Here is a 20,081-nt window from a genome sequence, read left to right on the forward strand (position 1 = left end):
GGGCGGGGGAGGAGGTGGGCGGCGGTACGGCGGTCAGCCTTTGACGGCGCCGCCCATGCTGTCGAGGATGCGTTTCTGGAGCAGGAGGAATACGGCGATGACAGGGATCAGCGAGATCACGGTGCCGGCCGCCAGCCCGCGCACATCGGTGCCGGCCACACCGCTCAGGTAGGCGATACCGAGTGCGATCGGGAACTTGGACTGGCTGGTCAGCACGACCATCGGCCAGATGAAGCTGTTCCAGACCGAGACGAACCCGAGGATCGCGAGCACCGCCAGCGTCGGCGCGACGATCGGCACGGCGATCCGCCAGAAGATGGCGAACTCGTTCGCGCCGTCCACCCGGGCCGCCTCGACGATCTCGTCCGGGATCTGCGAGAACGCCTGGCGGAGCAGGAAGATCCCGAGCGAGGACAGGATCGCGGGCAGGATCACCGACGCGAAGGTGTCGGTCAGCTCGAGCTGACTCATCACCAGGAACCGCGGGATCAGCATCAGCTCACCGGGCAGGAACATGATCGACAGGAACAGCATGAAGAACAGGCCGCGGCCGCGGAACGCGATCCGGGCCAGCGGGTACGCCGTCAGCGCCGACACGACCAGGTAGACCGGGATCGTGATCCCCACATAGATCAGGGAGTTCACCAGGAAGCGGGCATACGGGATCGTCGTCCACGCCTCCCGGAACCAGTCCAGCACCGGTGGGCGCGGGATCAGGTCCGGCGGGAACCCGAACACGTCCTGGGTGGCCGGCTTGATCGCCGAGCTGAGCAGGATCAGGAACGGGCCGATGAACAGCGCGGCCACGGCGATCAGCAGGATGTAGAACCCGATCCGCCGTACCGTCTGCCGGCTCGGTCGGAGCGTCTGCCGGTACAGTCGCCGGGCCGCCATCAGACGTCCTTCCTGCGGGTCACCAGCAGGTTGACCGCGGCGAGGACGATCATGATCGCCCACAGCACCAGGCCTACCGAGCTGGCGTAGCCCATGTCGTAGTCCTCGAAGGCCTTCGACCAGATGTAGTAGCCGAGGGTGAGAGTGGAGTCGAGCGGACCGCCGCGAGTCAGCACGTAGACGGACTCGAAGGCGCGCATCGCCTCGAGCATGCTGAGGATCAGGGTGACCGCGAACGTCGGCCGCAAGGACGGCACGATCACGTGCCAGAGCCGTTGCCGCCCGTTCGCACCGTCGATCGTGGCCGCTTCCAGCTGCTCGGACGGCACCGCCTGCAGGCCGGCCAGGTAGATCATCATGAACAGGCCGGCGTTCTTCCAGGCTTCCAGCAGGACCACGGTCGGCAGCGCCCAGTGCCGGTCGAGCAGGAAGTCGATCGGTCCGAGCCCGGCCAGCTGGAGCAGCCAGTTGACGACGCCCTCGCGGTTGAACACGTACTTCCAGGCGACCGCGACGGCCACCATCGACGTGATCACCGGCAGGTAGTAGAGCATCCGGAACGTCTGGATCGCGCGCAGCCTGACGTTCACCAGCATGGCCAGGAACAGCGGCGCGACCACGGTCAGCGGCAGGAACATCACCACGAACAGCAGTGAGTTCCGCAATGCGAGCCAGACCCGCGGGTCGTCCACAAGCCGGGCGAAGTTGTCGAGCCCCGACCACTGGATCGGGTGGACGATGTCGTAGTCGGAGAACGCGAGCTGGACCGCGATCAGCGCCGGCCAGGCGAACATCGCGACGTACAGCAGCAGCCCGGGCAGCATGAAGACGTACGGCGTGTACCAGCGCTGGCCGACGACTCGGCCGCTGAGACCCGACATAGGCATGCCGCCCTTCGCGTCTGAAACCCGGCTTACGGATTTGCGATGGAGAAGACCGTAGCTCACATCGACAGCCGGTCGCCAGCCGTAACTCCAAGGAATTTTTCCACAGCACTGAGTTGACTATCGCGAGCTCGCTCGACGACCATGATGTCTGGAAGCACCGTTTAGGACATTCCGCCGATCCGAGGAGCTCGCCATGGCGCGAAGCACACGATCCCTGCTGCGGGGCCGGCTGGTCCCCACGCTCGCCATGGCCCTGGGGCTGTCGCTGACCCTGGGCGCCTGTGTGTCCGGCAACCCGGCCACCGGAGACGCGCCCGAGCAGTCGGGCGACGCGTACTCCGGTGAGGTCGAGTGGTGGACCATCAACCTGCAGAAGAACTACGGGCCGGACATCCAGAAGTGGATCGACGCCTACGAGAAGCAGCACCCCGACGTCACCATCAAGTGGGTCGACGTGCCCGGCCAGGACATCACCACCAAGCTGCTCGCCGCGCTCGCCAGCGGCAAGGTGCCGGACGCGGTCAACATCACGTCCGCGACCACCGGACTGTTCGCCGGCTCGCTGGCCGACCTGAACTCCCTGTTCAGCAAGGAAGAGCTGGCCGACTACGCGACCAACCTCTCCGACCCACTCGTTGTCGACGGCAAACGAGTCGCCATCCCCTGGTACAACGGCGGCACGTCGCTGGCCTTCTACAACAAGGACCTGCTCGCCAAGGCCGGCTTCGACCCAGCCAAACCACCGAAGACGTACGACGACGCGCTCGCGCTGGCCACCGCGTACAAGAACGCCACGGGCAAGTCGGCGACCAACTTCATGGCCTACTCCGCCGTCGTCCAGGCCAACGGCATCCCACTGCTCTCACCGGACAAGAAGAAGGCCGCGTTCAACACTCCCGAGACGCTCGCGCTGGTGGAGAAGTTCAAGCCGCTCTTCGACGCCGGCGCGATCGCGCCCGGAAGCCTGGGCGCCAATCCGCGTGAGCTCCCGCAGTCGCTGGAGAACAAGCAGATCGCGTTCAACCCCGCGGCCGTGTCCAGCAGCCTGCTGAACATCGAGAAGAACTCGCCGGCCGTCTACGGCTCGATCGTGGTCGGCCCGCCGGTCACCGGGGCGGACGGGAAGTACTACATGTCCGGCCAGCAGATCGTCACCATCCCGGCAAAGTCGGACAACCAGGCCGCCGCAGCCGCGTGGCTGAGGTTCGTCACCGCGCCCGAGCAGCAACTCGCACTGTGCAAGTTGGTGCCGATCTACCCGTCGTCGCTGAAGGCGCTGGCGGATCCGTTCTTCACCGACATCAGCGGCAGCACGCCGGCCGACCAGGCCCGCAAGATCCTGCTGGGCACGTTCAAGAACAGCGTGGACGCCTCCCTCGGCTCCGGGAATGACGAGCAACTGCGCAAGTTGTTCGACGACCAGATCCGGGCGTACATGTCGGGCACCAAGCCGGCCAAGGCTGCCCTGGACGAGGCGGAGAAGGCCTGGAACGAGACGCTCGCGAAGGGCAGCAAATGAGCAGCACCATCCGGATCGGCATCGTCGGCGCCGGGATCATGGGACGCGGTAACGCGTTGTCCCTGTCCGGTCTGCCCGAGGTCGAGGTCACGGCCGTCACCAGCCGCTCGGCGGACAGCGCCGAACGGCTGGCCGACGAGATCCAGGGCCGCGGCGCTCCACAGCCGGCGATCTATCCGGACCTCGACGCGCTACTGCAGGACGACGCCGTGGACGCCGTCGTCCTCACCACTCCGGACCATCTGCACGGCGAGATGATGGTCCGGGCCGCCGAGGCCGGGAAGCACATCCTGGTGGAGAAGCCGCTGACCACATCCGTCGCGGAGGCGGATGCTGCGGTCAAGGCGATCCGCGCGCACGGTGTCGTGGCGATGTGTTTGTTCAACCACCGTTGGGTTCCCGCCTACGCACAGGCCCACGAACTGCTGGCGGACCTCGGTGAGGCTGCGGTCGCGTACGCTCGGAAGGACGACACCATCTTCGTGCCGACCGAGATGTTGTCCTGGGCCGACCGGACCACCTGTGCCTGGTTCCTGTCCAGCCATGACGTCGACCTGGTGTCGTGGCTGCTGCGCGACCAGGTTCGACGGGTGTACGCGACCGCCCGGTGGGGGAAGCTGCGCTCGCTCGGCATCGAGACCCCGGACGCCATCCAGATCCAGGCTGAGTACTCCCGCGGCGCGGTGGCCACGTTCGAGTCCGCGTGGATCTACCCGAACACGTTCCCGACCACGGTGGACTCCTACGTCTCGGTGATCACGGACAAGGGTGTGGTGCAACTCGATCGGCAGAAGGAAAGCGTCGTACTGGCGACACCTGATCGCTACGCCTACCCGAGGAACATGCTGCAACGGGTGATGCACGGCATCCCGGCCGGCGCGTACGCCGACGCGATCGCGCACTGGATCAACTGCTGCCGCACCGGCACACAACCATTGATCACCATCGAGAGCAGCCGGAACGTGACAGCCGTACTCGAGGCCGCCCACACCTCGATCGAGACCCGGCAACCCGTCGAGGTCTCCATGCTCGCCGACCCGGGGAACGGATGACGACGATCAAGAGTCCCGAGAAGCCGCGGCACATCGACGGCCGGATCAACCGGATCGGCACCGACGACCTGATCAAGGCGTTTGGAGCCCCCACCGGCGTCGACGACCTCGGCAGTCTCCGGGCGTTCGTGGCCCAGCGGATGCGGAGGCCCGCCTGGCCGTTACCGGAGTGGGCCGACGCGCTCCGGTCGGGCGTCGATGGGCCTGGTGTCTCGTTCCGTCGCAGCGATGAGACTGGATCCTCGCCTGCGGTGGATGAGGTGCTTGCGGCGGCTAGTCCGTTGCTCAGGGGTGTGGACGTGACCGGGCGCAAAGAGGGGCGGTCCCGACGGTACGGTTTCCATTACCTGGGCTGGCTGTCTCCCGGGATCCAGGCGTGGTTGCTGACGGGCGACGATCGGTACCTCACGGCCTTCGAGCAGCACTTCGACGACTGGTTCTCGCAGCGTGACTCGGTGACCGGCGAGTGGCCGGGCCTGGACGTCATCTGGTACTCGCTCGGCACGTGGGCTCGCTGCCGGAATCTCCTGCCTACGTTGGAGGTTCTGACCAGCTCGTCGCTCTCGGATCGGGTGTGGGGCCGACTGGTTGCGACTCTGGTCGGCGGAGCTCGATGGGCGTACGACGAGCACGACGTGTTCCGGCACGGGAACTGGCAGCTCGTGTGCGCGACCGAGTTGCTGCACCTCAGCGCCGTACTGCCTGAGCTGGTCGAGGCGGACAGCTGGGCGTCGCGGGCACGGGAGCGGATCCACGAGCACCTGCTGCTGGATGTGTACGGCGACGGCGGGCACTACGAGCGCTCCCCCGGCTATCACAAGATGTGTCTGACGGCGTTGCAGACCGCGGCAATGATCGATCCGCAGTTCGCTGAGCATTCGAAGCTGACGGCGATGCACGAATGGTTGTGCGAGCTGGCATCTGCCGAGGGCTGGATTCCACACCTGCAGGACAGCCACATCGAGTGGCCGGCATTGAGTCTGCTCCGCGGCGGCTATGTGCTCGACAACCCAGCGTTGGTGCGGACCGCCGCGCAATGGCTGACGCCTGCGCAGTTCGCCACCGAGGCGGCGATGTTGCCGGCATGGGAGGACACGGCCAGGCAGCAGCGGTGGATGGACGCGCTTGCGACGGCTCCTGACCTGCCGGTGCCGCAGCCCGCACGGTCCACCGTGCTCGCCGATTCCGGCTACGTGATCCTTCGCGGTGGCGAACTGCGTGCGGTGATCAACTACGGTCCGCACATCGAGCACGAGTTGGAGTCGCATTCGCATCGCGCCGTACTCGACCTGGTCCTGGAGGGCTGGGGGCAGCCGCTGCTGTGGGAGGCAGGTGGTCCGCCGAGCTATGACGATCCGGAGTACCTGACCTGGTACCAGTCGGGTCGGGGCCACAACACCGTGCTGGTGGACGATCGGGAGCTGGGTACTGATCGCGGTGTGACTGTCGACCCGCTCGTCGACACCGCGCACGTCGCGGTGTTCAACGGCCGCCACCACGGGAACGGCCTGCCGCAGTCGCGCACGATCGCGATGGTCCGCGAGGAGCCGGCCTTCGTGGTGATCTCCGACCGCGCTCCGGCCGACGATCACGTCTTCCGCGCCTGCTGGCAAGCACTGCATCCCTGGCGCCAGCTCGGCCCACTCACATACGACGCCTCACCACCAGACGGCCCCGGCCTACTACTAATCGAAGCCGCCGCCCACCAGCCGCCAGCGACCGACCAGACCGGTGGAACCGGCGCCGACTCGGCTGACACGGCCGGCGTCGACTCGGCCGACCGGGCCAGCGCCCACCAGGCGCCCGGGCCCGACCAGACCGGTGGAACCGGCGCCGACTCGGCTGACAGGGCCGGCGTCGACTCGGCCGACCGGGCCGGCGCCCACCAGGTGCCCGGGCCCGACCAGGCCGGTGGAGCCGGCGTCGAGTTGGTTGAGGGGGTTGCCCGGCGGCCGGTTGGCCAGGGGGTGGCGGAGTACGGGCCGCTGCACTCACTGGTGCTGACGCGCGATTGCGGGGACTTCACAACGGTGCTTGTTCCGCATGAGGGAGCTGAGGCGGCTGAGGTTCGGGTGACACAGGTGGGAGCGAGGCTCGAGGTTGATCACGGGAGCACGGTTGACCGGATCGACGGGTCCAGCTGGGTTCGGACAGTCAACGAGAAGTTGTCGTGGGCAACTGGTTGGCGGCTGCGGGAGCTGCGTGACGGCGATCAGGTGGTGATGCGGAGTGCGGCGGAGGTGGATGTCGAGGCGACGGTTGTCGACGGCGGACTGCGGCTCGAGGTGACCAGCTCGGGACGGTGCGGGCTGTGGGTCCGGCCAGGTGACGTGCTGCGGCTGGACGGCGTACCGATTGCGGCCGAGAGTGACGACGAGGGGTGGGCGCAGCTGACGTTGCCGTACGCCGGCCGCTGGACCATCGAGGGGGTGCGTCATGTGTGACGAGGTGACCAGCGGGTGGTTCGACGCCCGCATCGTGACCGGTGCGCATCCGGCGTCACTGCTGCCGCCCACCGACCGAGATTCGATCGCGGCTCACCTGGACAAGTACGCGATGTCGGGTGCACTCGTCAGCTCGATGGCGTCCTGGCTGCACGATCCGATCGGCGGAAACGCGGAGGCGAGTGCGGTCGCGCACAGCCTGGCGGACCGCGGCGTACTGGCTTGCTGGACAGCGGTACCGCCAACTCCAGGTGAGCTGCACTCCTTGGACGGTCTGGTCGAACAGGCGGTAGCCGACGGGGTCGCGGCGTTCCGGTTGTATCCGCGGTCGCATGGATACTCGCCCATGCACAGCGCCATGCACGATCTCTACGCTGGCCTCGCCTCCCACGGGCTGCCCTTGTGCGTCGACCTCACCGAGATCGACTGGAACCACCTCGACCACATCGCCACGCGATTCCCCACCCTGCCGATCGTGCTCTCCAGCCTCGGCTACCGCCAACTGCGCAACCTGTGGGCGGCGATGCGGGATCACGGCAACCTGTACGTCGACCAGGTCGACTTCGCCGGTCACCAGGCGATCGAGTGGCTGGCGCGCCACGAACTGGCTGACCGGCTCCTATTCGCGACCGGGCTCGGACTACGCGACCCAGGCGAGAGCATCATCCGCCTCGCCTGGTCCGGCCTCACCGACGACACCGTGACCCAAATCGGCGCCAACACCGCAACCCGCCTGTTCGGCGTCCCCACAAACCACCGCAACACAGCCGACCACGACACAGACGGCCACGACGCAGTCGCACGCGGCACAGACGCCCGCGGCGCAAACGGACGCTCCCCTGACGGACGGGGGGCAGACGAACGCGGTGCAGGCAGACGCGCCCCTGACAGACGCGGCGCAGACGAACGCGGTGCAGGCAGACGCGCCCCTGACAGACGCGGCGCAGACGACCGCGGCACAGACGGGCGCGATGCGGATGGACGCGGTGCCGATGGACGCGGTGCTGATGGGCGCGGTGCGGATCGCCGGGGCGCAGGCGGGGGCGACGGGGCAGGGGGCGGATCGCGTGGCGTCGGGGCGGGCGACTGGAGCGCGCTGGCGGATCAGGTCGGAGGGCCATCGTGATCGGCCGGCGGCCGCAGCGGGGGGTGATCGACGTCCACGCGCATCTGGGGCCGTACTCGCTGTTCTACATCCCCGAGCCGGACGCCGCCGCGATGGTCGGCGTGATGGACCGCACCGGGACCGAGGTCACCGTCGTCGCGGCGAACCGCGCCATCCAGCAGGACGCCCACCTCGGCAACACCCATGCCCTCGCCGCAGTCGACGCCCACCCCGGCCGGATCGCGGCCTACGCGGTGATCAACCCCTGGCAGGACCCCGAGCGCGAGCTGAAGCGGCTCGCGGACGACGACCGGTTCGTCGGGATCAAGGTGCACCCGACACTCCACCGATACCCCGTGACCGGCTCGCGATACGCACCGGTGTGGGAGTTCGCCGAGGCGGCCGGCTGCCCGGTGCTCAGCCACTCCGAGCACCAGTCGGCGTACGACGCTCCGCCCATGTTCGAGGCGGTCGCAACGAGGTACCCGGGCGCGGCCGTGATCCTCGGGCACGCCGGGATCACGCCGGCCGGGGTGGACGAGTCGATCGAGGCCGCCGTACGGCACGAGTCGCTGTGGCTGGAGGTGTGCGGCTCGCAGATGACCGGGCCGCTGATCATGGAGATGGTCGAGCGGGTCGGCAGCCGGCGGGTGCTGTTCGGCTCCGACTTCCCGTTCATCGACCAGCGGATGTCTCTCGGCCGAGTGGTGTGTGCGCCGCTGACCGACGGTCAACGTCAAGATGTTCTGAGCGGGAACGCCCGCAGACTGTTCCGGTGGCGACCACTTCCAGAGGTTGAGCAATGAGTGAAGAAGCGTTTTCCGCGGCTGGTGAGCGGCTGCCACCGGTCACCGTCGGGCTGTTCGGCCCGCGCAAGCTGGTGAAGACGATGGCAGAGGTCGGGCAGCAGCTCGCCGACCGCTCTCCGCACGGCGTGAAGTTCGTGACCGGCGGGTACGACGACCAGAACGAAGCCGAAGAGCGGTACCTCAAGCTGCGGGACCGGATCGACTCGGCCGTATTCCCCGGACCGTGGGTGTTCGACCTCGCCACGGCAGGCCACTGGCTGACGGTCCCGTCAACCCACCTGCCGCTAACCGGCGCCGCGCTGTACGCCGCCCTGCTCCGAGCATCGCTGACTGTCGACGACGTCGACCTCAGCCGGGTGAGCATCGACTCGTTGTCAGCCGACGACGTCGAGGAGGCGTACGGCGAGATCGGCCTCGACACCGCCGACGTCTACGACATCCCGTACGAAGGACCCGAGTCGGTGGCGGGATTCGCGGCCTTCCACCGGGAGAAGTGGGAGCAGGACGGGACGACGCTGGCGCTGACCACGATCCTCTCCGTCGAACGCGAGCTCCGGGCACAAGGCGTTCCGGTGCTGCGGATCGCGCCGACCCGGTCGAGTGTGCGTGGTGCGCTCGAGACGGCGGTGCTGCTCGGCCAGGGCACGCGGATGGGTGCACACCAGCTTGCGATGATCGCCGTACAGCTGATTCCGACCGGGTCGTCGCGGGCCGAGTCCGGCGACTACTGGCAGCAGGAGCTCGCCGTACTGACCCATCAGAAGTTGTTGTCCGAGGCGCGGCAGGTGGGGGCGACGGTGGCGCGTCGCTCCGACACGCTGTTCCTCGTCACCACCACGCACGGCTCGCTTGTTCGGTTGACCGAGCAGTTCACCGTCGCGCCGTTCCTCGGTGCATTGACCGCGCAGCTCGGTGTGCCAGTGGCGGTCGGCGCCGGAGCAGGCCAGACCGCGCGGGCTGCCGAGGCCAACGCGCTGATGGCCGTCGAGGATTCGGTCAGCCGGGAAGGCAAGGTCGCGGTCTACCTGGACGGCACGACCGGCCGGACCGAACTGCCGCCCGCAACATCGGCGGCTCCGGCAGTCGCGCTCGATCTCATCTCGCCGGTCGACCAGCGCGCGTACGAGATCGTGAGCTCGATCGCGGCAGCGACCCCGTCGGACGTCGGCCAGCAGATCGTCGTGGACGTCGAGAGCGTCGCCGACATCATGCAGGTCACCCCGCGGACAGGCCGCCGGATGCTGAAGGAACTGGTCGAGGCCGGCCTGGCCTGGCCAGTGCCGCCGGCCCGCTCGACCGGCGGCGGCCGGCCCCGCCAGCAGTTCCGGCTGCTCACCGAGAAGCTCGACTGACCCCGCCCTAGGAGGAGCTGTGCAGACCGTTGCCCGAGGCCACGAACAGACGGATCGCCTGTACCACCGCGCCAAGCAGGTGATCGCCGGCGGAGTGTCCAGCGACGCCCGCCGAGCGGACAAACCGCTGTTCGTCGACCGCGCCCGCGGCGCCGAGCTCTGGGACGTGGACGGCAACCGGTACCTCGACTACGTCCTCGGCCAAGGCCCCAACCTGCTCGGCCACTCCTCCCCGATCGTCGCCGAGGCGGTGTCCGCCCAGGTCAGCCGCGGCGTCGCGTACGCCGCTCAGCACGAGCTGGAAGCGGTCGTCGCCGAGCGCTTGTGCCGGATGGTGCCGTCCGCCGAGCTCGTGCGGTTCAACAGCGTCGGGTCCGAAGCGGTGCACGGCGCGATCAGACTGGCGCGCGGGCACACCGGCCGCCCGAAGATCGTGAAGTTCGAGGGCAACTACCACGGCTGGCTCGACCCGGTCCTCTACAGCGTGCATCCCGACCTCGCGCTCGCCGGTGACGCACGCCATCCCACAGCAGTCGGCGGTACGGCGGGCCAGCCGCGCGGCGGCGCGGACGATCTGATCGTGTTGCCGTACAACGATCTCGAAGCAGTGTCAGCGGTGTTCGAGCAGCACGGTGACGAGATCGCCGCCGTCATCCTCGAACCCCTGCTCTGCAACACGGGCTGCATCACCCCGGCGCCGGGCTACCTCGAAGGCCTGAGGGAGTTGACTCACCAGCATGGCGCGTTGCTGATCTTCGACGAGATCATCTCCGGCTTCCGAGTCGCTCCCGGTGGTGCCCAGGAGTTACTGGGCGTCGTCCCCGATCTGTCGGCGTTCGGGAAGGCGATGGCGGGCGGGATGCAAGTGTCCGCGTTGGTCGGTTTGCGTGAAGTGATGGGGTCGATCGCGAACGGTTCCGTGGCCCACGCCGGGACCTTCAATTCGCACCCGGTCGCGATGGCCGCGGCGGACGCCGTACTCGAGTATCTCGACGTCGACCGTGACTCCATCTACCCGCCGCTGATCGCTGCGGGCCGTCGGTTGATGGACGGGCTGCGCGAGGCGGCCGGGCGGCACGGCGTACCGCTGCTGGTCGACGGTCCGGGGCCGGTGTTCCAGACGTACATCACCGACCAGCCTGCGGTCACCGACTACCGGGACTTCGCGGCCTGCGACAGGCCCGCGATGGCGAAGTTCCACGCGGGCCTGTTCGCGGCCGGGATCAACATCGTTCCGAGGGGGCTGTGGTTCCTGTCCACCGAGCACACCGACGACCAACTCGACGAAACGATCGCGGTCGCCGACTCGGTGTTCGCGTCCCTCTAGTACAGGCCCGGTCCCTGCAGCAGCTTGGCCTTGGCCGAAGCCGGGGCCGGGTCGAACGGCTTGCGGTCCTGCGCGCAGGTCGAGCCGTCGGCCGGTGACTTCAGCGTGGTGAGGTAGGAGGTGATCAGGTTGTCGGCGCAGGTGCTCTTCCCGAGCACTGTGTGGCCGTAACCCTCGACCGTGACCATGCTGGCGTTCCGGAACAGGTCGGCGTACGGACGCGTCGCCTCGTACGGCGTCGCCGGGTCGTACCGGGTGCCGATCACCATCACCGGCGCCTTCGTGCTGAGCTTCCACGGACCGAGGAACGCGTCATGATCCCGCACGCCCAGGAACTCACAGGGCTGACCGATCCACAGCCGCATCCGCCCGAAGTGCGGTGCACGCTTGTCCGCGGCGTCGGCGTACTGCGGATAAGCCAACGGCCGACCCGACTGCCGAGCCTCGACGCACGGCTGCAACGCGGTGCCGATCGACGCGTACTCCTCCTTGCGCCGATTCCACTCCACCAGCAGCTCCGAGGCACGGGTGGCCGACTTGGCCCGCGTCTTCTCGGAGGCAGTCGCGAGCTGAGCCAGCGACTCCGCCAGCGCCGGCCAGTCGGACGGGCTGTACATCGAGAAGAAGCTCGCCTGAACCGCCACCTGATAGGTCACCGTGACGGTCGAGCCATCGGGCAGCGTCAGTACGACGGGCTGGTTCTTCAACCGCTCGAACATGCCCTCGGTCACCGTCTTCGGATCGCCGAGCTTGGCCAGCGCACACCCGTTCGGCCCGGCCTTCTCGCACTCGGCGAGGAACTGCTCGAACGTCTCGGCCGCGCCCTCGCCCTGCTTGAGCCGGGCGCCGAGCGGCCGCCGGTCGCCGTTCGAGCCGGAGTACCACTCCGGGCTCAGCGTTCCGTCGAGCACGAAGGCCCGGATCTTGTTCGGGAACAGCCGCGCGTACGTCGCACCGAGATAGGTCCCGTAGGAGTATCCGACGTAGCTGAGCTTGTCGTCACCGACCGCCTGACGGAGCAGATCCATGTCCCGGGCAACGTTCGCGGTCGAGTAGTGCGCCAGCCGGTCCGGCGACGTCGTCTTGCAACCGATCGCCAGCTTCAGACTGAGCGCCGTGTACGCGCGCTCCTCCTCGGCAGTCACCGGGTACGCCGGCTGCCCGGCGAACGCAGCCGCCTCCTCGGCAGCCGTCGGGAAGCAGGTCACCGGATCCGACTTGCCGACCCCGCGCGGGTCGAACCCGAGGATGTCGAACCGCGCCCGCACCTCGGGCTGGTACGCCGTCTGACCCATTTGCTGGACGAAGTCCACCCCGGACCCACCGGGACCACCCGGGTTGGTGAACAGCGTCCCGATCCTGCGCGCCGGGTCGGTCGCCGGCAACCGGGTCAGCGCAATCGTCGTGGTCGGACCATTGCGCCGGTCGTAGTCCGTCGGCACCTCGACGGACGCGCACTGGAAAGCCGGCAGTTCAGCGCCACAACTCCCCCAGGCAATCTTCGGTACGACGCTCCTCGGGGCGGCGACTGCAGTGGTGGTCGGCACGATCAGCGCACCGACTGCGGCGGCAACGAACAGTCTTCGAAGGAATCTTGTCGGCTTCACGCAATCGACCGTATGCGGACCGCTACTACGGTTGCGTCCACCAACAGAAGGAGGCCGGGACTCCGCCGTACAGCGGACCCGGCCTCCTCGAGTACAGACTCAGGCAGTCTTCTCGCGGCGCTCGCGCTTGCGCTCGATCTGGTCGCGCGGGATCAGCGTGGGGTTCACGTTCTCCAGGACGACCTCGCCGGTGACGACGACCTTGGCGACGTCCTCACGGCTGGGCACCTCGTACATCACGTTGAGGAGAACCTCTTCCATGATGGCGCGCAGGCCGCGGGCGCCGGTGCCGCGCAGCAGCGCCTGGTCGGCGATCGCCTCTACCGCGTCGTCGGTGAACTCGAGCTCCACGTTGTCGATCTCGAACAACCGCCGGTACTGCTTGACCAGCGCGTTCTTCGGCTCCGACAGAATCTTGATCAGGGCCTCGCGGTCGAGCGGGGACACCGTGGTGATCACCGGGAGCCGGCCGATGAACTCGGGGATCAGGCCGAACTTGAGCAGGTCCTCCGGCATCACGTCGGCGTACCCGCCGAGCTCCTTCGGCTTCTCCGGCTCGCGGGAGGTGTTGAAGCCGAGGGTCTTCTTGCCGACCCGCTGCTCGACCATGTGGTCCAAGCCGGCGAACGCGCCGCCGACGATGAACAGCACGTTGGTGGTGTCGATCTGGATGAACTCCTGGTGCGGGTGCTTGCGGCCACCCTGCGGCGGCACCGAGGCCGTCGTCCCTTCCAGGATCTTCAGCAGCGCCTGCTGCACGCCCTCGCCGGACACGTCCCGGGTGATCGACGGGTTCTCGCTCTTGCGGGCGATCTTGTCGACCTCGTCGATGTAGATGATCCCGGTCTCGGCCTTCTTTACGTCGTAGTCGGCCGCCTGGATCAGCTTCAGCAGGATGTTCTCGACGTCCTCACCGACGTACCCGGCCTCGGTCAGCGCGGTGGCGTCGGCGATCGCGAACGGCACGTTCAGCATCCGGGCCAGCGTCTGCGCCAGGTACGTCTTGCCGCAGCCGGTCGGGCCGATCAGCAGGATGTTCGACTTTGCCAGCTCGACGGCCTCGTCCTTCGCGTGCCGGCCGGCGCTCGAGCTGCCCTGGCCGTCGCGGACCCGCTTGTAGTGGTTGTACACCGCCACCGCGAGGGCCTTCTTGGCCACGTCCTGCCCGACGACGTAGGCGTTGAGGAAGTCGTAGATCTCGCGCGGCTTGGGCAGCTCGGTGAGGCCGACCTCGGAGCCCTCGTTCAGCTCTTCCTCGATGATCTCGTTGCAGAGATCGATGCATTCGTCGCAGATGTAAACGCCGGGACCGGCGATGAGCTTCTTGACCTGCTTCTGGCTCTTACCGCAGAACGAGCATTTCAGCAGGTCGCCGCCGTCACCTATGCGTGCCACCGGGACAGATCCCTTCTCTGAGCAGTCGAACCTGGGCCAAGGGGGCGTAGGCCGCTCGGGCCGGGTGCCGTACGACGGGCCCCGGATCCCGATTCGACGGTACCGCGCCGGAGGCCCAAACGCCGCGCCCGACGCCGCGTTGTGACTACGCCGGTGGCGAACGCGCCTTGCCCTTGACAAGGCGGCGTTCCGCTCCGGGAGCCTCTGGCCACCCCTTCTGACAGCACCGTCGAACCGGGTCAGACCTGTCAGACGCCGGCCGGAACCGGGGTCTTCAGGGTCTGCAGGACGTCGTCGATCAGGCCGTACTCGATGGCCTGGTCGGCAGTCAGGAACTTGTCCCGCTCGATGTCACGCGAAACCTCTTCCAGCGACTTGCCGCTGGCCTCGGAGATCATCTTCTCCAGCAGCGCCCGCAGCCGGAGGATCTCGTTCGCCTGGATCTCGATGTCACTCGACTGGCCGTAGGTGCCCTCGGTGGCCGGCTGGTGAATGATGATCCGGCTGTTCGGCAGCGCCAGCCGCTTGCCCGGCGTACCGGCGGCGAGCAGCACGGCGGCGGCCGACGCGGCCTGGCCGAGGCACACCGTCTGGACGTCGGGCTTGATGTAGCGGACGGTGTCGTAGATCGCGGTCAGCGCCGTGAACGAACCACCCGGCGAGTTGATGTAGATGCTGATGTCACGGTCGGAGTCCATCGACTGCAGGCACAGCAGCTGCGCCATCACCGCGTTCGCGATCTCGTCGGTGATCGGCGTGCCGAGGAAGATGATGCGGTCCTCGAACAGCTTGGTGTAGGGGTCGATCCGGCGCATGCCGTACGACGTGCGCTCCTCCCACTGCGGGATGAAGTAGTTCATGCGTGCGTCCTTTGACTGACGGAGTGGGAGATCAGGAGTTCGGGCTGCCGGAGGTGAGCTGGGCGGCGCTGGCGACCACGTGGTCGATGAAGCCGTACTCCTTGGCCTGCTCGGCGGTGAACCAGCGGTCGCGGTCGGCGTCGTTCTCGACCTGCTCGAGCGGCTGGCTGGTGTGCTCCGCGATCAGCCGGAACAGCTGCGCCTTGATGTGCAGCGACTGCTCGGCCTGGATCTTGATGTCACTGGCCGTACCGCCCATACCGCCGGACGGCTGGTGCATCATGATCCGCGCGTGCGGCAGCGCGAACCGCTTGTCCTTCGCACCCGCGCAGAGCAGGAACTGGCCCATCGAGGCGGCCAGGCCCATCCCGACGGTCGCGACGTCGTTGGAGATCCACTGCATGGTGTCGTAGATCGCCATGCCGGAGTCCACTGAGCCACCCGGCGAGTTGATGTACAGCCAGATGTCCTTGTTGGGGTCCTCGGCGTTGAGGAGCAGCATCTGCGCGCAGATCGCGTTCGCGTTGTCGTCGCGAACCTCGGACCCCAGGAAGATGATCCGGTTCTGCAGCAGGCGCTGGTAGATGTGGTCGTCTAGTCCGCCGGATCCGTTGCCGCCCGCGGCGGTGGGGCTGGCTGCAAATGTCTCGTTCACGAAGCCGACATTACTTGGCGGCGGCGACAGACCTAAGGCTGGGCCAGGGGTGTTCGCTCACGGCGCACCGTGTCTGCCCTGAGCGAATTCGTCCGGCGGCATTCGGTGGGCGCTCTGGGGCTGGGTGGCCCGCTCACCAGCCGCAGAGCGCCACCGCGTCCCGCCCGCCGCCGAGCCGCTCACCAGGCGCTTGAGCGGTCGGCGGCTCGATGACCGGTACGTCGTACTGCTCGTCGGACCCGGACCCGGATCCGGCCGGCTTCCGGCGCTCCCAGTGCGTCCGCACGCGGAGCCGGGGAGGGCGGCGCGTCGACAGCAGGTGGAAACCGGACTGTCCCGGCAGCCAGAGGCACGGCTTGTCGGACGGCAGGCTCGGTGTCATCAGGCGTTCCCCCAGAGCGGTTTGACGGTGCACCGGCAACGCTAGGGAACGCCGCTTTCAGATCACTTTCAGCCGACTGAGGACCGCTCACTTCCGGCGGTTTCGGCGGGTTCGGGGCAGGCATGACGACGGCCCGGATCCACAGGGGATCCGGGCCGTCGCGCAGTACTGCTTGTCAGGCCTTCGCGGGCTCCTCGGCCGCGGCCTCCGCAGCCTCGTCGGCCTGCTCGGCCGCGGGGTCGGCGTAGGAGCCGTCCGGCTGCAGGGTCTTCAGCTCGACCACGTTGCCGGAGGCGTCGGTGACCTTCGCGTTCTCGACCAGGTGCGCGAGCGCCTTGCCGCGGACGACCTCGGACACCAGGCTCGGCACCAGGTTGTTCTCGACCGCGTGCTGGGCGAACTGGTCCGGGCTGACGCCGGAACGCTGCGCGTGCCGCACGATGTGCTCGGTCAGCTCCTGGTCGTTGACGCTCAGCTCCTGCTGCTCGGCCACCAGGTCCAGCACGAACTGGGCCTTGATCGCGTCCTCGGAGCGCTTCTTCAGGTCCTCGTCGAACTCGTCCTGGGACTGCTCCTCGCTCTCCAGGAACTGCTCGAACGTCATCCCGGAGTACCCGAGCTGCTGCTCCAGGTTCTCCTTCCGAGCGGCCAGCTCGTCGACCAGCAGGCCCTCGGGCACCGGCACCTCGACCAGGGTCAGGATCTTCTCGAGTACGGCGTCGCGCGCCTCGCCGGCCTGCTCGAGCCGCTTGCCGCGCTCCAGCCGGCCACGCACGTCCGCCTTCAGCTCGTCGGCGGTGTCGAACTCGGACGCGGTCTGCGCGAACTCGTCGTCGAACTCCGGCAGCTCCTGCTCCTTGACCGCGGTCACGGTCACCGCAACGTCGACGTCCTCGCCCTTCAGCGCGCCGCCGACCAACTGGGTGACGAAGGTCTTGCTCTCACCCGCGTTCAGCCCGATCACTGCCTCGTCCAGCCCGTCCAGCAGCTGGCCGCTGCCGACCTGGTACGACAGGCCGCTCGCCTGCGCCTCCTCGACCTTCTCGCCGTCCTTGCTGGCGGACAGGTCGATGGTGATGAAGTCCTTGTCCACGACCGCGCGCTCGACGGGGTTCAGCGAGCCGAACCGCTGCCGCAATGCCTCGATCTGCTCGTCCACCTCGTCGTCGGAGATCGCGATGTCCTCGACCTCGGCCTCGAGGCCGTCCAGGTCCGGCAGCGTGATCTCGGGGCGCACCTCGACCTCGGCGGAGAACTGCAGGCTCTCCTTGTCGTTGAACTCGGTCACGTCGACCTCGGGCCGGCCGATCGCCTTGACCTTGTTCTCCTGCACCGCCTGCGAGTACAGCTTCGGCAGCGCGTCGTTGATCGCCTCCTCGAGCACCGGCCCGCGGCCGACCCGCTGGTCGATCACCTGCGGCGGCACCTTGCCCTTGCGGAAGCCGGGCACGGTGATCTGCTTCGCGATGCTCTGGTACGCCGCGTCGAGGCTCGGCCTGAGCTCCTCGAACGGCACCTCGACGATGAGCCGGACCTTCGTCGGGCTCATGGACTCGACGGTGCTCTTCACGGTGGCGGTTCTCCTTGATCGATGACTTCACAGCACGGGGACAGCCCGCGCTGCAGGGGTGCTGCAGGGGGTTTGTCGGGGCGACAGGACTCGAACCTGCGGTCTCCTGCTCCCAAAGCAGGCGCGCTAGCCACTACGCTACGCCCCGCAGTGACCGCCCGAGTCTAGTCGACCCGACCCGGTGCACGCGAAATCACCCTCCCATACCGGCTCAGGAGGCCGTCATCCGGATCGTGAGCCTGCATGCCTCGATGTCCGGATACCGATTGGTGTCCGACTGGGCGGCGCGGTGCGGCCACGAGCTCGCCCTGGTCGTCACACCGAGTGCGGAGGAGGCGATCCGTCGTTACGGGAGTGATCAGAACCCGCTCGCGGAGCAGGTCCCGGACCTGGGTCGGCCGTGCCTCCCGACTGATCAACTGGTCGCGATCGCGGCTCCCGCGGTGGCCGCCGTACAGCCTCACCTGGTGATCTCGGCGACCCCTCCCCGGCTGATCCCGCCGGAGTTGACGGGCATTCCGCCGTACGGCGCTGTGAATCTGCACCCTTCCGCGCTGCCGCGGGGGCGTGGTCCGAACCCGCAGCGGCTGATCTATGCGAGTGACCGGACTGCGGGAGCCACGTTGCACCGTACGGCGGCGTCGTTCGACACCGGCGCGATCATGTCCCAGCGCGAGGTCCCGCTGCCCGAGCCGCTCAGCGCCCGCGGTCTCCGCGAGCTGTGGGCCACCCTCCTCGACGCGGTGCTCGAGGAGGGTGTGTCACGGTTGCTGGCCGGCGATCCCGGCGTACCGCAGGACGACTCGCTCGCGACCGCGGCGCCGCATTTCACCCAAGGCGAGCGCTAGCTGGACCTGACGGAATCGGCTTCGTTGCTGCAACGCCGTACCGCCGCGTCGAACCTGGCGGCGCCGTCCGCGCTCGCCCGAGTCGACCCGCAGGACGTCATGGTGCTGAGCATCGAGGCGCTCAACAGCCCGCCGTACGACGTGGAACCCGGGGCCCTGATCACCTGGGAAGCCGACGAGCAGGTCCTCGTCCAATCAGGAACCGCCCCCATCCGGCTACGCATCTGCTAACCGGTTTGCCAACCCCCGACCCCCATGTGGAATCATGTCCGAGCACCGCGGGTGTAGCTCAATGGTAGAGCCCCAGTCTTCCAAACTGGCTACGCGAGTTCGATTCTCGTCACCCGCTCGAAACGCGAAAGGCCCCTAACCACAGGGAATCTGAGGCTAGGGGCCTTCGTCATGCGGAGACCTACTTCGAGCGGCGTGCCCTCCACGTGCCCTAACTGGTTGGGACCAGCGCCCCGGCGGTCCCTTCGTCGTCATCGGGCGTGCCCTCGGTCGCGGCCTTGAGCTGGCGCTCCACCAGCTCGTTCAGTCGGTCGGCGATCTCCCGTGCCCGCTCATCGGTCGCGTGCTGATAGATGAGCGCGGCTCGCATCGTCGACTGCCCCATCCGATGCAGCAGCTCCTTGGTCGACGCGCCACTCATCGCGGCCAGTGGTTACCCGTGTGACGCAGGTCATGGAACTGACCCCAGCCGGCAGGCCAGCCTCCGCAACACAAGTTGTCCACTCGACCGTCGTACGCCAGCTTCCCCGCTTGGGAGTACTGCCGCGCTCCCCCGTGAACACCAGCGCATCCGACGCAGCCCTACGAACTCCTCCAAGTGCTCGACCAGTACCGGGCCGAGGATCGCCGGGATGGTCACGTCGCGCTCGGAGGCTTCAGACTTCGGCGGAACGAGCACCAGCTGGCCTGGGTTTGGCAGCTATCAAGGGGACGGGGCAGGTGTGGCGTCAAGGCGAGCGATGACCTCAGCCGCCGTAAACTCGTAGCCGACTGCACGTGCACCGGTCCAGTTCAGGCCGACGAGAAGCCCGTCCTGCCCTAGGCCCGGCAGCCAGCGCTCACGCCAGCTTGCAAGGTCGAGTTCCTCGGGGTCGAACCCGGAGTAGGCAGGCACTCGTTTGATGATCCGGCGCACGCGAGCCTCGCTGGACCAGAAGGGTTGAGCCCGCCGACCTTGCGAGTTACTGGGGGCTGGGTAGCCGCCAGCGTCACGCACGGTCCAGAGGCGTCCTGTCCGATTGACCTCAGTGAAGAAGGCGGCTGCTTGTGCGGCACTCTGACTCATGCGGTCCATCTTCACGGCTAGCCTTGGCTCGCGACCACCGTCCGAGCTGCGAGCCGCCAGGTCGTGCCTCCACGTGCC

The 20,081-nt window shown here is 67.8% G+C and carries 18 protein-coding genes, 2 tRNA genes and 1 pseudogene; 10 read left to right on the top strand and 11 right to left on the bottom strand.

Translation table 11 applies throughout. The features are described 5' to 3' along the window. Positions 1-33: 33 nt before the first annotated feature. Together ACIBGM_RS05025 and ACIBGM_RS05030 are read right to left on the bottom strand one after the other, a co-directional pair. Positions 34-894 carry a carbohydrate ABC transporter permease gene (locus ACIBGM_RS05025; RefSeq protein WP_360519674.1) on the bottom strand — a complete coding sequence of 287 codons (861 nt, stop codon included), beginning with the start codon at positions 892-894 and terminating at the stop codon, positions 34-36. Further along, entirely contained in the window at positions 894-1,781 is an 888-nt protein-coding gene (locus ACIBGM_RS05030; RefSeq protein ID WP_396384533.1) for a carbohydrate ABC transporter permease, read from the bottom strand. The genes ACIBGM_RS05025 and ACIBGM_RS05030 overlap by 1 nt, the downstream gene beginning before the upstream one ends. A 193-nt stretch (positions 1,782-1,974) precedes the next feature. Between ACIBGM_RS05030 and ACIBGM_RS05035 the strand changes: the two genes are divergently transcribed. From ACIBGM_RS05035 to ACIBGM_RS05065, 7 genes are read left to right on the top strand one after another with little or no spacing between them, the layout of a single operon-like run. After that, positions 1,975-3,300, top strand: coding sequence for a sugar ABC transporter substrate-binding protein (locus ACIBGM_RS05035; RefSeq protein ID WP_360519678.1), 1,326 nt, complete (start codon positions 1,975-1,977; stop codon positions 3,298-3,300). After that, complete coding sequence (locus tag ACIBGM_RS05040) at positions 3,297-4,352, top strand: Gfo/Idh/MocA family protein (protein ID WP_396384534.1); 1,056 nt, start codon at positions 3,297-3,299, stop codon at positions 4,350-4,352. Before ACIBGM_RS05035 ends, ACIBGM_RS05040 begins: the two co-directional genes overlap by 4 nt. Then, the gene (locus tag ACIBGM_RS05045) at positions 4,349-6,796 is read left to right on the top strand and encodes a heparinase II/III family protein (protein WP_396384535.1); all 2,448 of its coding nucleotides are present in this window, start codon (positions 4,349-4,351) and stop codon (positions 6,794-6,796) included. The genes ACIBGM_RS05040 and ACIBGM_RS05045 overlap by 4 nt, the downstream gene beginning before the upstream one ends. After that, on the top strand, positions 6,789-7,922 hold the full coding sequence (locus tag ACIBGM_RS05050) for an amidohydrolase family protein (RefSeq protein WP_396384536.1): 1,134 nt from the start codon (positions 6,789-6,791) through the stop codon (positions 7,920-7,922). Before ACIBGM_RS05045 ends, ACIBGM_RS05050 begins: the two co-directional genes overlap by 8 nt. Next, positions 7,919-8,707 (top strand): amidohydrolase family protein, encoded by a 789-nt coding sequence (locus ACIBGM_RS05055; protein WP_396384537.1) that lies wholly within the window; start codon positions 7,919-7,921, stop codon positions 8,705-8,707. Before ACIBGM_RS05050 ends, ACIBGM_RS05055 begins: the two co-directional genes overlap by 4 nt. Continuing rightward, positions 8,704-10,062 carry a hypothetical protein gene (locus tag ACIBGM_RS05060; RefSeq protein WP_396384538.1) on the top strand — a complete coding sequence of 453 codons (1,359 nt, stop codon included), beginning with the start codon at positions 8,704-8,706 and terminating at the stop codon, positions 10,060-10,062. The genes ACIBGM_RS05055 and ACIBGM_RS05060 overlap by 4 nt, the downstream gene beginning before the upstream one ends. 19 nt (positions 10,063-10,081) lie before the next feature. Next, complete coding sequence (locus tag ACIBGM_RS05065; protein ID WP_396384539.1) at positions 10,082-11,389, top strand: aspartate aminotransferase family protein; 1,308 nt, start codon at positions 10,082-10,084, stop codon at positions 11,387-11,389. Here the strand turns inward: ACIBGM_RS05065 and ACIBGM_RS05070 are convergent. The 7 genes and pseudogenes from ACIBGM_RS05070 to ACIBGM_RS05100 form a co-directional block, all read right to left on the bottom strand. Continuing rightward, positions 11,386-12,996: an alpha/beta hydrolase gene (locus tag ACIBGM_RS05070; protein WP_396384540.1), complete on the bottom strand. Its 1,611-nt coding sequence runs from the start codon at positions 12,994-12,996 to the stop codon at positions 11,386-11,388. The two genes, ACIBGM_RS05065 and ACIBGM_RS05070, sit on opposite strands and share 4 nt — an antisense overlap. Positions 12,997-13,095: 99 nt before the next feature. Beyond that, positions 13,096-14,391: an ATP-dependent Clp protease ATP-binding subunit ClpX gene (gene clpX, locus ACIBGM_RS05075; protein WP_360519696.1), complete on the bottom strand. Its 1,296-nt coding sequence runs from the start codon at positions 14,389-14,391 to the stop codon at positions 13,096-13,098. Positions 14,392-14,639: 248 nt separating this feature from the next. Beyond that, positions 14,640-15,257: pseudogene (locus ACIBGM_RS05080) on the bottom strand (ATP-dependent Clp protease proteolytic subunit); the annotation flags it as partial. Between the two features lie 25 nt (positions 15,258-15,282). Then, positions 15,283-15,906 carry a ClpP family protease gene (locus tag ACIBGM_RS05085; RefSeq protein ID WP_396384541.1) on the bottom strand — a complete coding sequence of 208 codons (624 nt, stop codon included), beginning with the start codon at positions 15,904-15,906 and terminating at the stop codon, positions 15,283-15,285. 133 nt (positions 15,907-16,039) lie between these two features. Further along, positions 16,040-16,288: a hypothetical protein gene (locus ACIBGM_RS05090; RefSeq protein ID WP_396384542.1), complete on the bottom strand. Its 249-nt coding sequence runs from the start codon at positions 16,286-16,288 to the stop codon at positions 16,040-16,042. 175 nt (positions 16,289-16,463) lie between these two features. After that, entirely contained in the window at positions 16,464-17,858 is a 1,395-nt protein-coding gene (gene tig, locus ACIBGM_RS05095; protein ID WP_360519702.1) for a trigger factor, read from the bottom strand. 75 nt (positions 17,859-17,933) lie between these two features. Further along, positions 17,934-18,006 (bottom strand) — tRNA-Pro (locus ACIBGM_RS05100). Between the two features lie 103 nt (positions 18,007-18,109). On the opposite strand from ACIBGM_RS05100, the gene ACIBGM_RS05105 reads away from it, so the two are divergent. The 3 genes from ACIBGM_RS05105 to ACIBGM_RS05115 all read left to right on the top strand — a co-directional run bounded on the left by ACIBGM_RS05105 (position 18,110) and on the right by ACIBGM_RS05115 (position 19,055). Continuing rightward, positions 18,110-18,706 (top strand): formyltransferase family protein, encoded by a 597-nt coding sequence (locus ACIBGM_RS05105; RefSeq protein WP_396384543.1) that lies wholly within the window; start codon positions 18,110-18,112, stop codon positions 18,704-18,706. A gap of 24 nt (positions 18,707-18,730) precedes the next feature. Then, positions 18,731-18,937 (top strand): hypothetical protein, encoded by a 207-nt coding sequence (locus ACIBGM_RS05110; protein WP_360519706.1) that lies wholly within the window; start codon positions 18,731-18,733, stop codon positions 18,935-18,937. A 47-nt stretch (positions 18,938-18,984) separates the two neighbouring features. After that, positions 18,985-19,055 (top strand) — tRNA-Gly (locus tag ACIBGM_RS05115). Positions 19,056-19,148: 93 nt separating this feature from the next. Here ACIBGM_RS05115 and ACIBGM_RS05120 read toward each other — a convergent pair. Beyond that, a complete protein-coding gene (locus tag ACIBGM_RS05120; protein WP_360519708.1) occupies positions 19,149-19,358 on the bottom strand; it encodes a hypothetical protein in 210 nt (69 codons plus the stop codon). 282 nt (positions 19,359-19,640) lie between these two features. Then, positions 19,641-20,012: a DUF2750 domain-containing protein gene (locus ACIBGM_RS05125; protein ID WP_360519853.1), complete on the bottom strand. Its 372-nt coding sequence runs from the start codon at positions 20,010-20,012 to the stop codon at positions 19,641-19,643. Positions 20,013-20,081: the final 69 nt, after the last annotated feature.

This window comes from Kribbella sp. NPDC050470 (genome assembly GCF_044458365.1).
In the GTDB taxonomy this organism is placed as follows: Bacteria; Actinomycetota; Actinomycetes; order Propionibacteriales; family Kribbellaceae; genus Kribbella.

Coding starts and splice junctions, on each gene's coding strand:
- ACIBGM_RS05025 (WP_360519674.1), bottom strand. CDS start 894: ATGGCGGCCCGGCGACTGTACCGGCAGACGCTCCGACCGAGCCGGCAG.
- ACIBGM_RS05030 (WP_396384533.1), bottom strand. CDS start 1,781: ATGCCTATGTCGGGTCTCAGCGGCCGAGTCGTCGGCCAGCGCTGGTAC.
- ACIBGM_RS05035 (WP_360519678.1), top strand. CDS start 1,975: ATGGCGCGAAGCACACGATCCCTGCTGCGGGGCCGGCTGGTCCCCACG.
- ACIBGM_RS05040 (WP_396384534.1), top strand. CDS start 3,297: ATGAGCAGCACCATCCGGATCGGCATCGTCGGCGCCGGGATCATGGGA.
- ACIBGM_RS05045 (WP_396384535.1), top strand. CDS start 4,349: ATGACGACGATCAAGAGTCCCGAGAAGCCGCGGCACATCGACGGCCGG.
- ACIBGM_RS05050 (WP_396384536.1), top strand. CDS start 6,789: ATGTGTGACGAGGTGACCAGCGGGTGGTTCGACGCCCGCATCGTGACC.
- ACIBGM_RS05060 (WP_396384538.1), top strand. CDS start 8,704: ATGAGTGAAGAAGCGTTTTCCGCGGCTGGTGAGCGGCTGCCACCGGTC.
- ACIBGM_RS05090 (WP_396384542.1), bottom strand. CDS start 16,288: ATGACACCGAGCCTGCCGTCCGACAAGCCGTGCCTCTGGCTGCCGGGA.
- ACIBGM_RS05105 (WP_396384543.1), top strand. CDS start 18,110: ATGTCCGGATACCGATTGGTGTCCGACTGGGCGGCGCGGTGCGGCCAC.
- ACIBGM_RS05120 (WP_360519708.1), bottom strand. CDS start 19,358: ATGAGTGGCGCGTCGACCAAGGAGCTGCTGCATCGGATGGGGCAGTCG.
- ACIBGM_RS05125 (WP_360519853.1), bottom strand. CDS start 20,012: ATGGACCGCATGAGTCAGAGTGCCGCACAAGCAGCCGCCTTCTTCACT.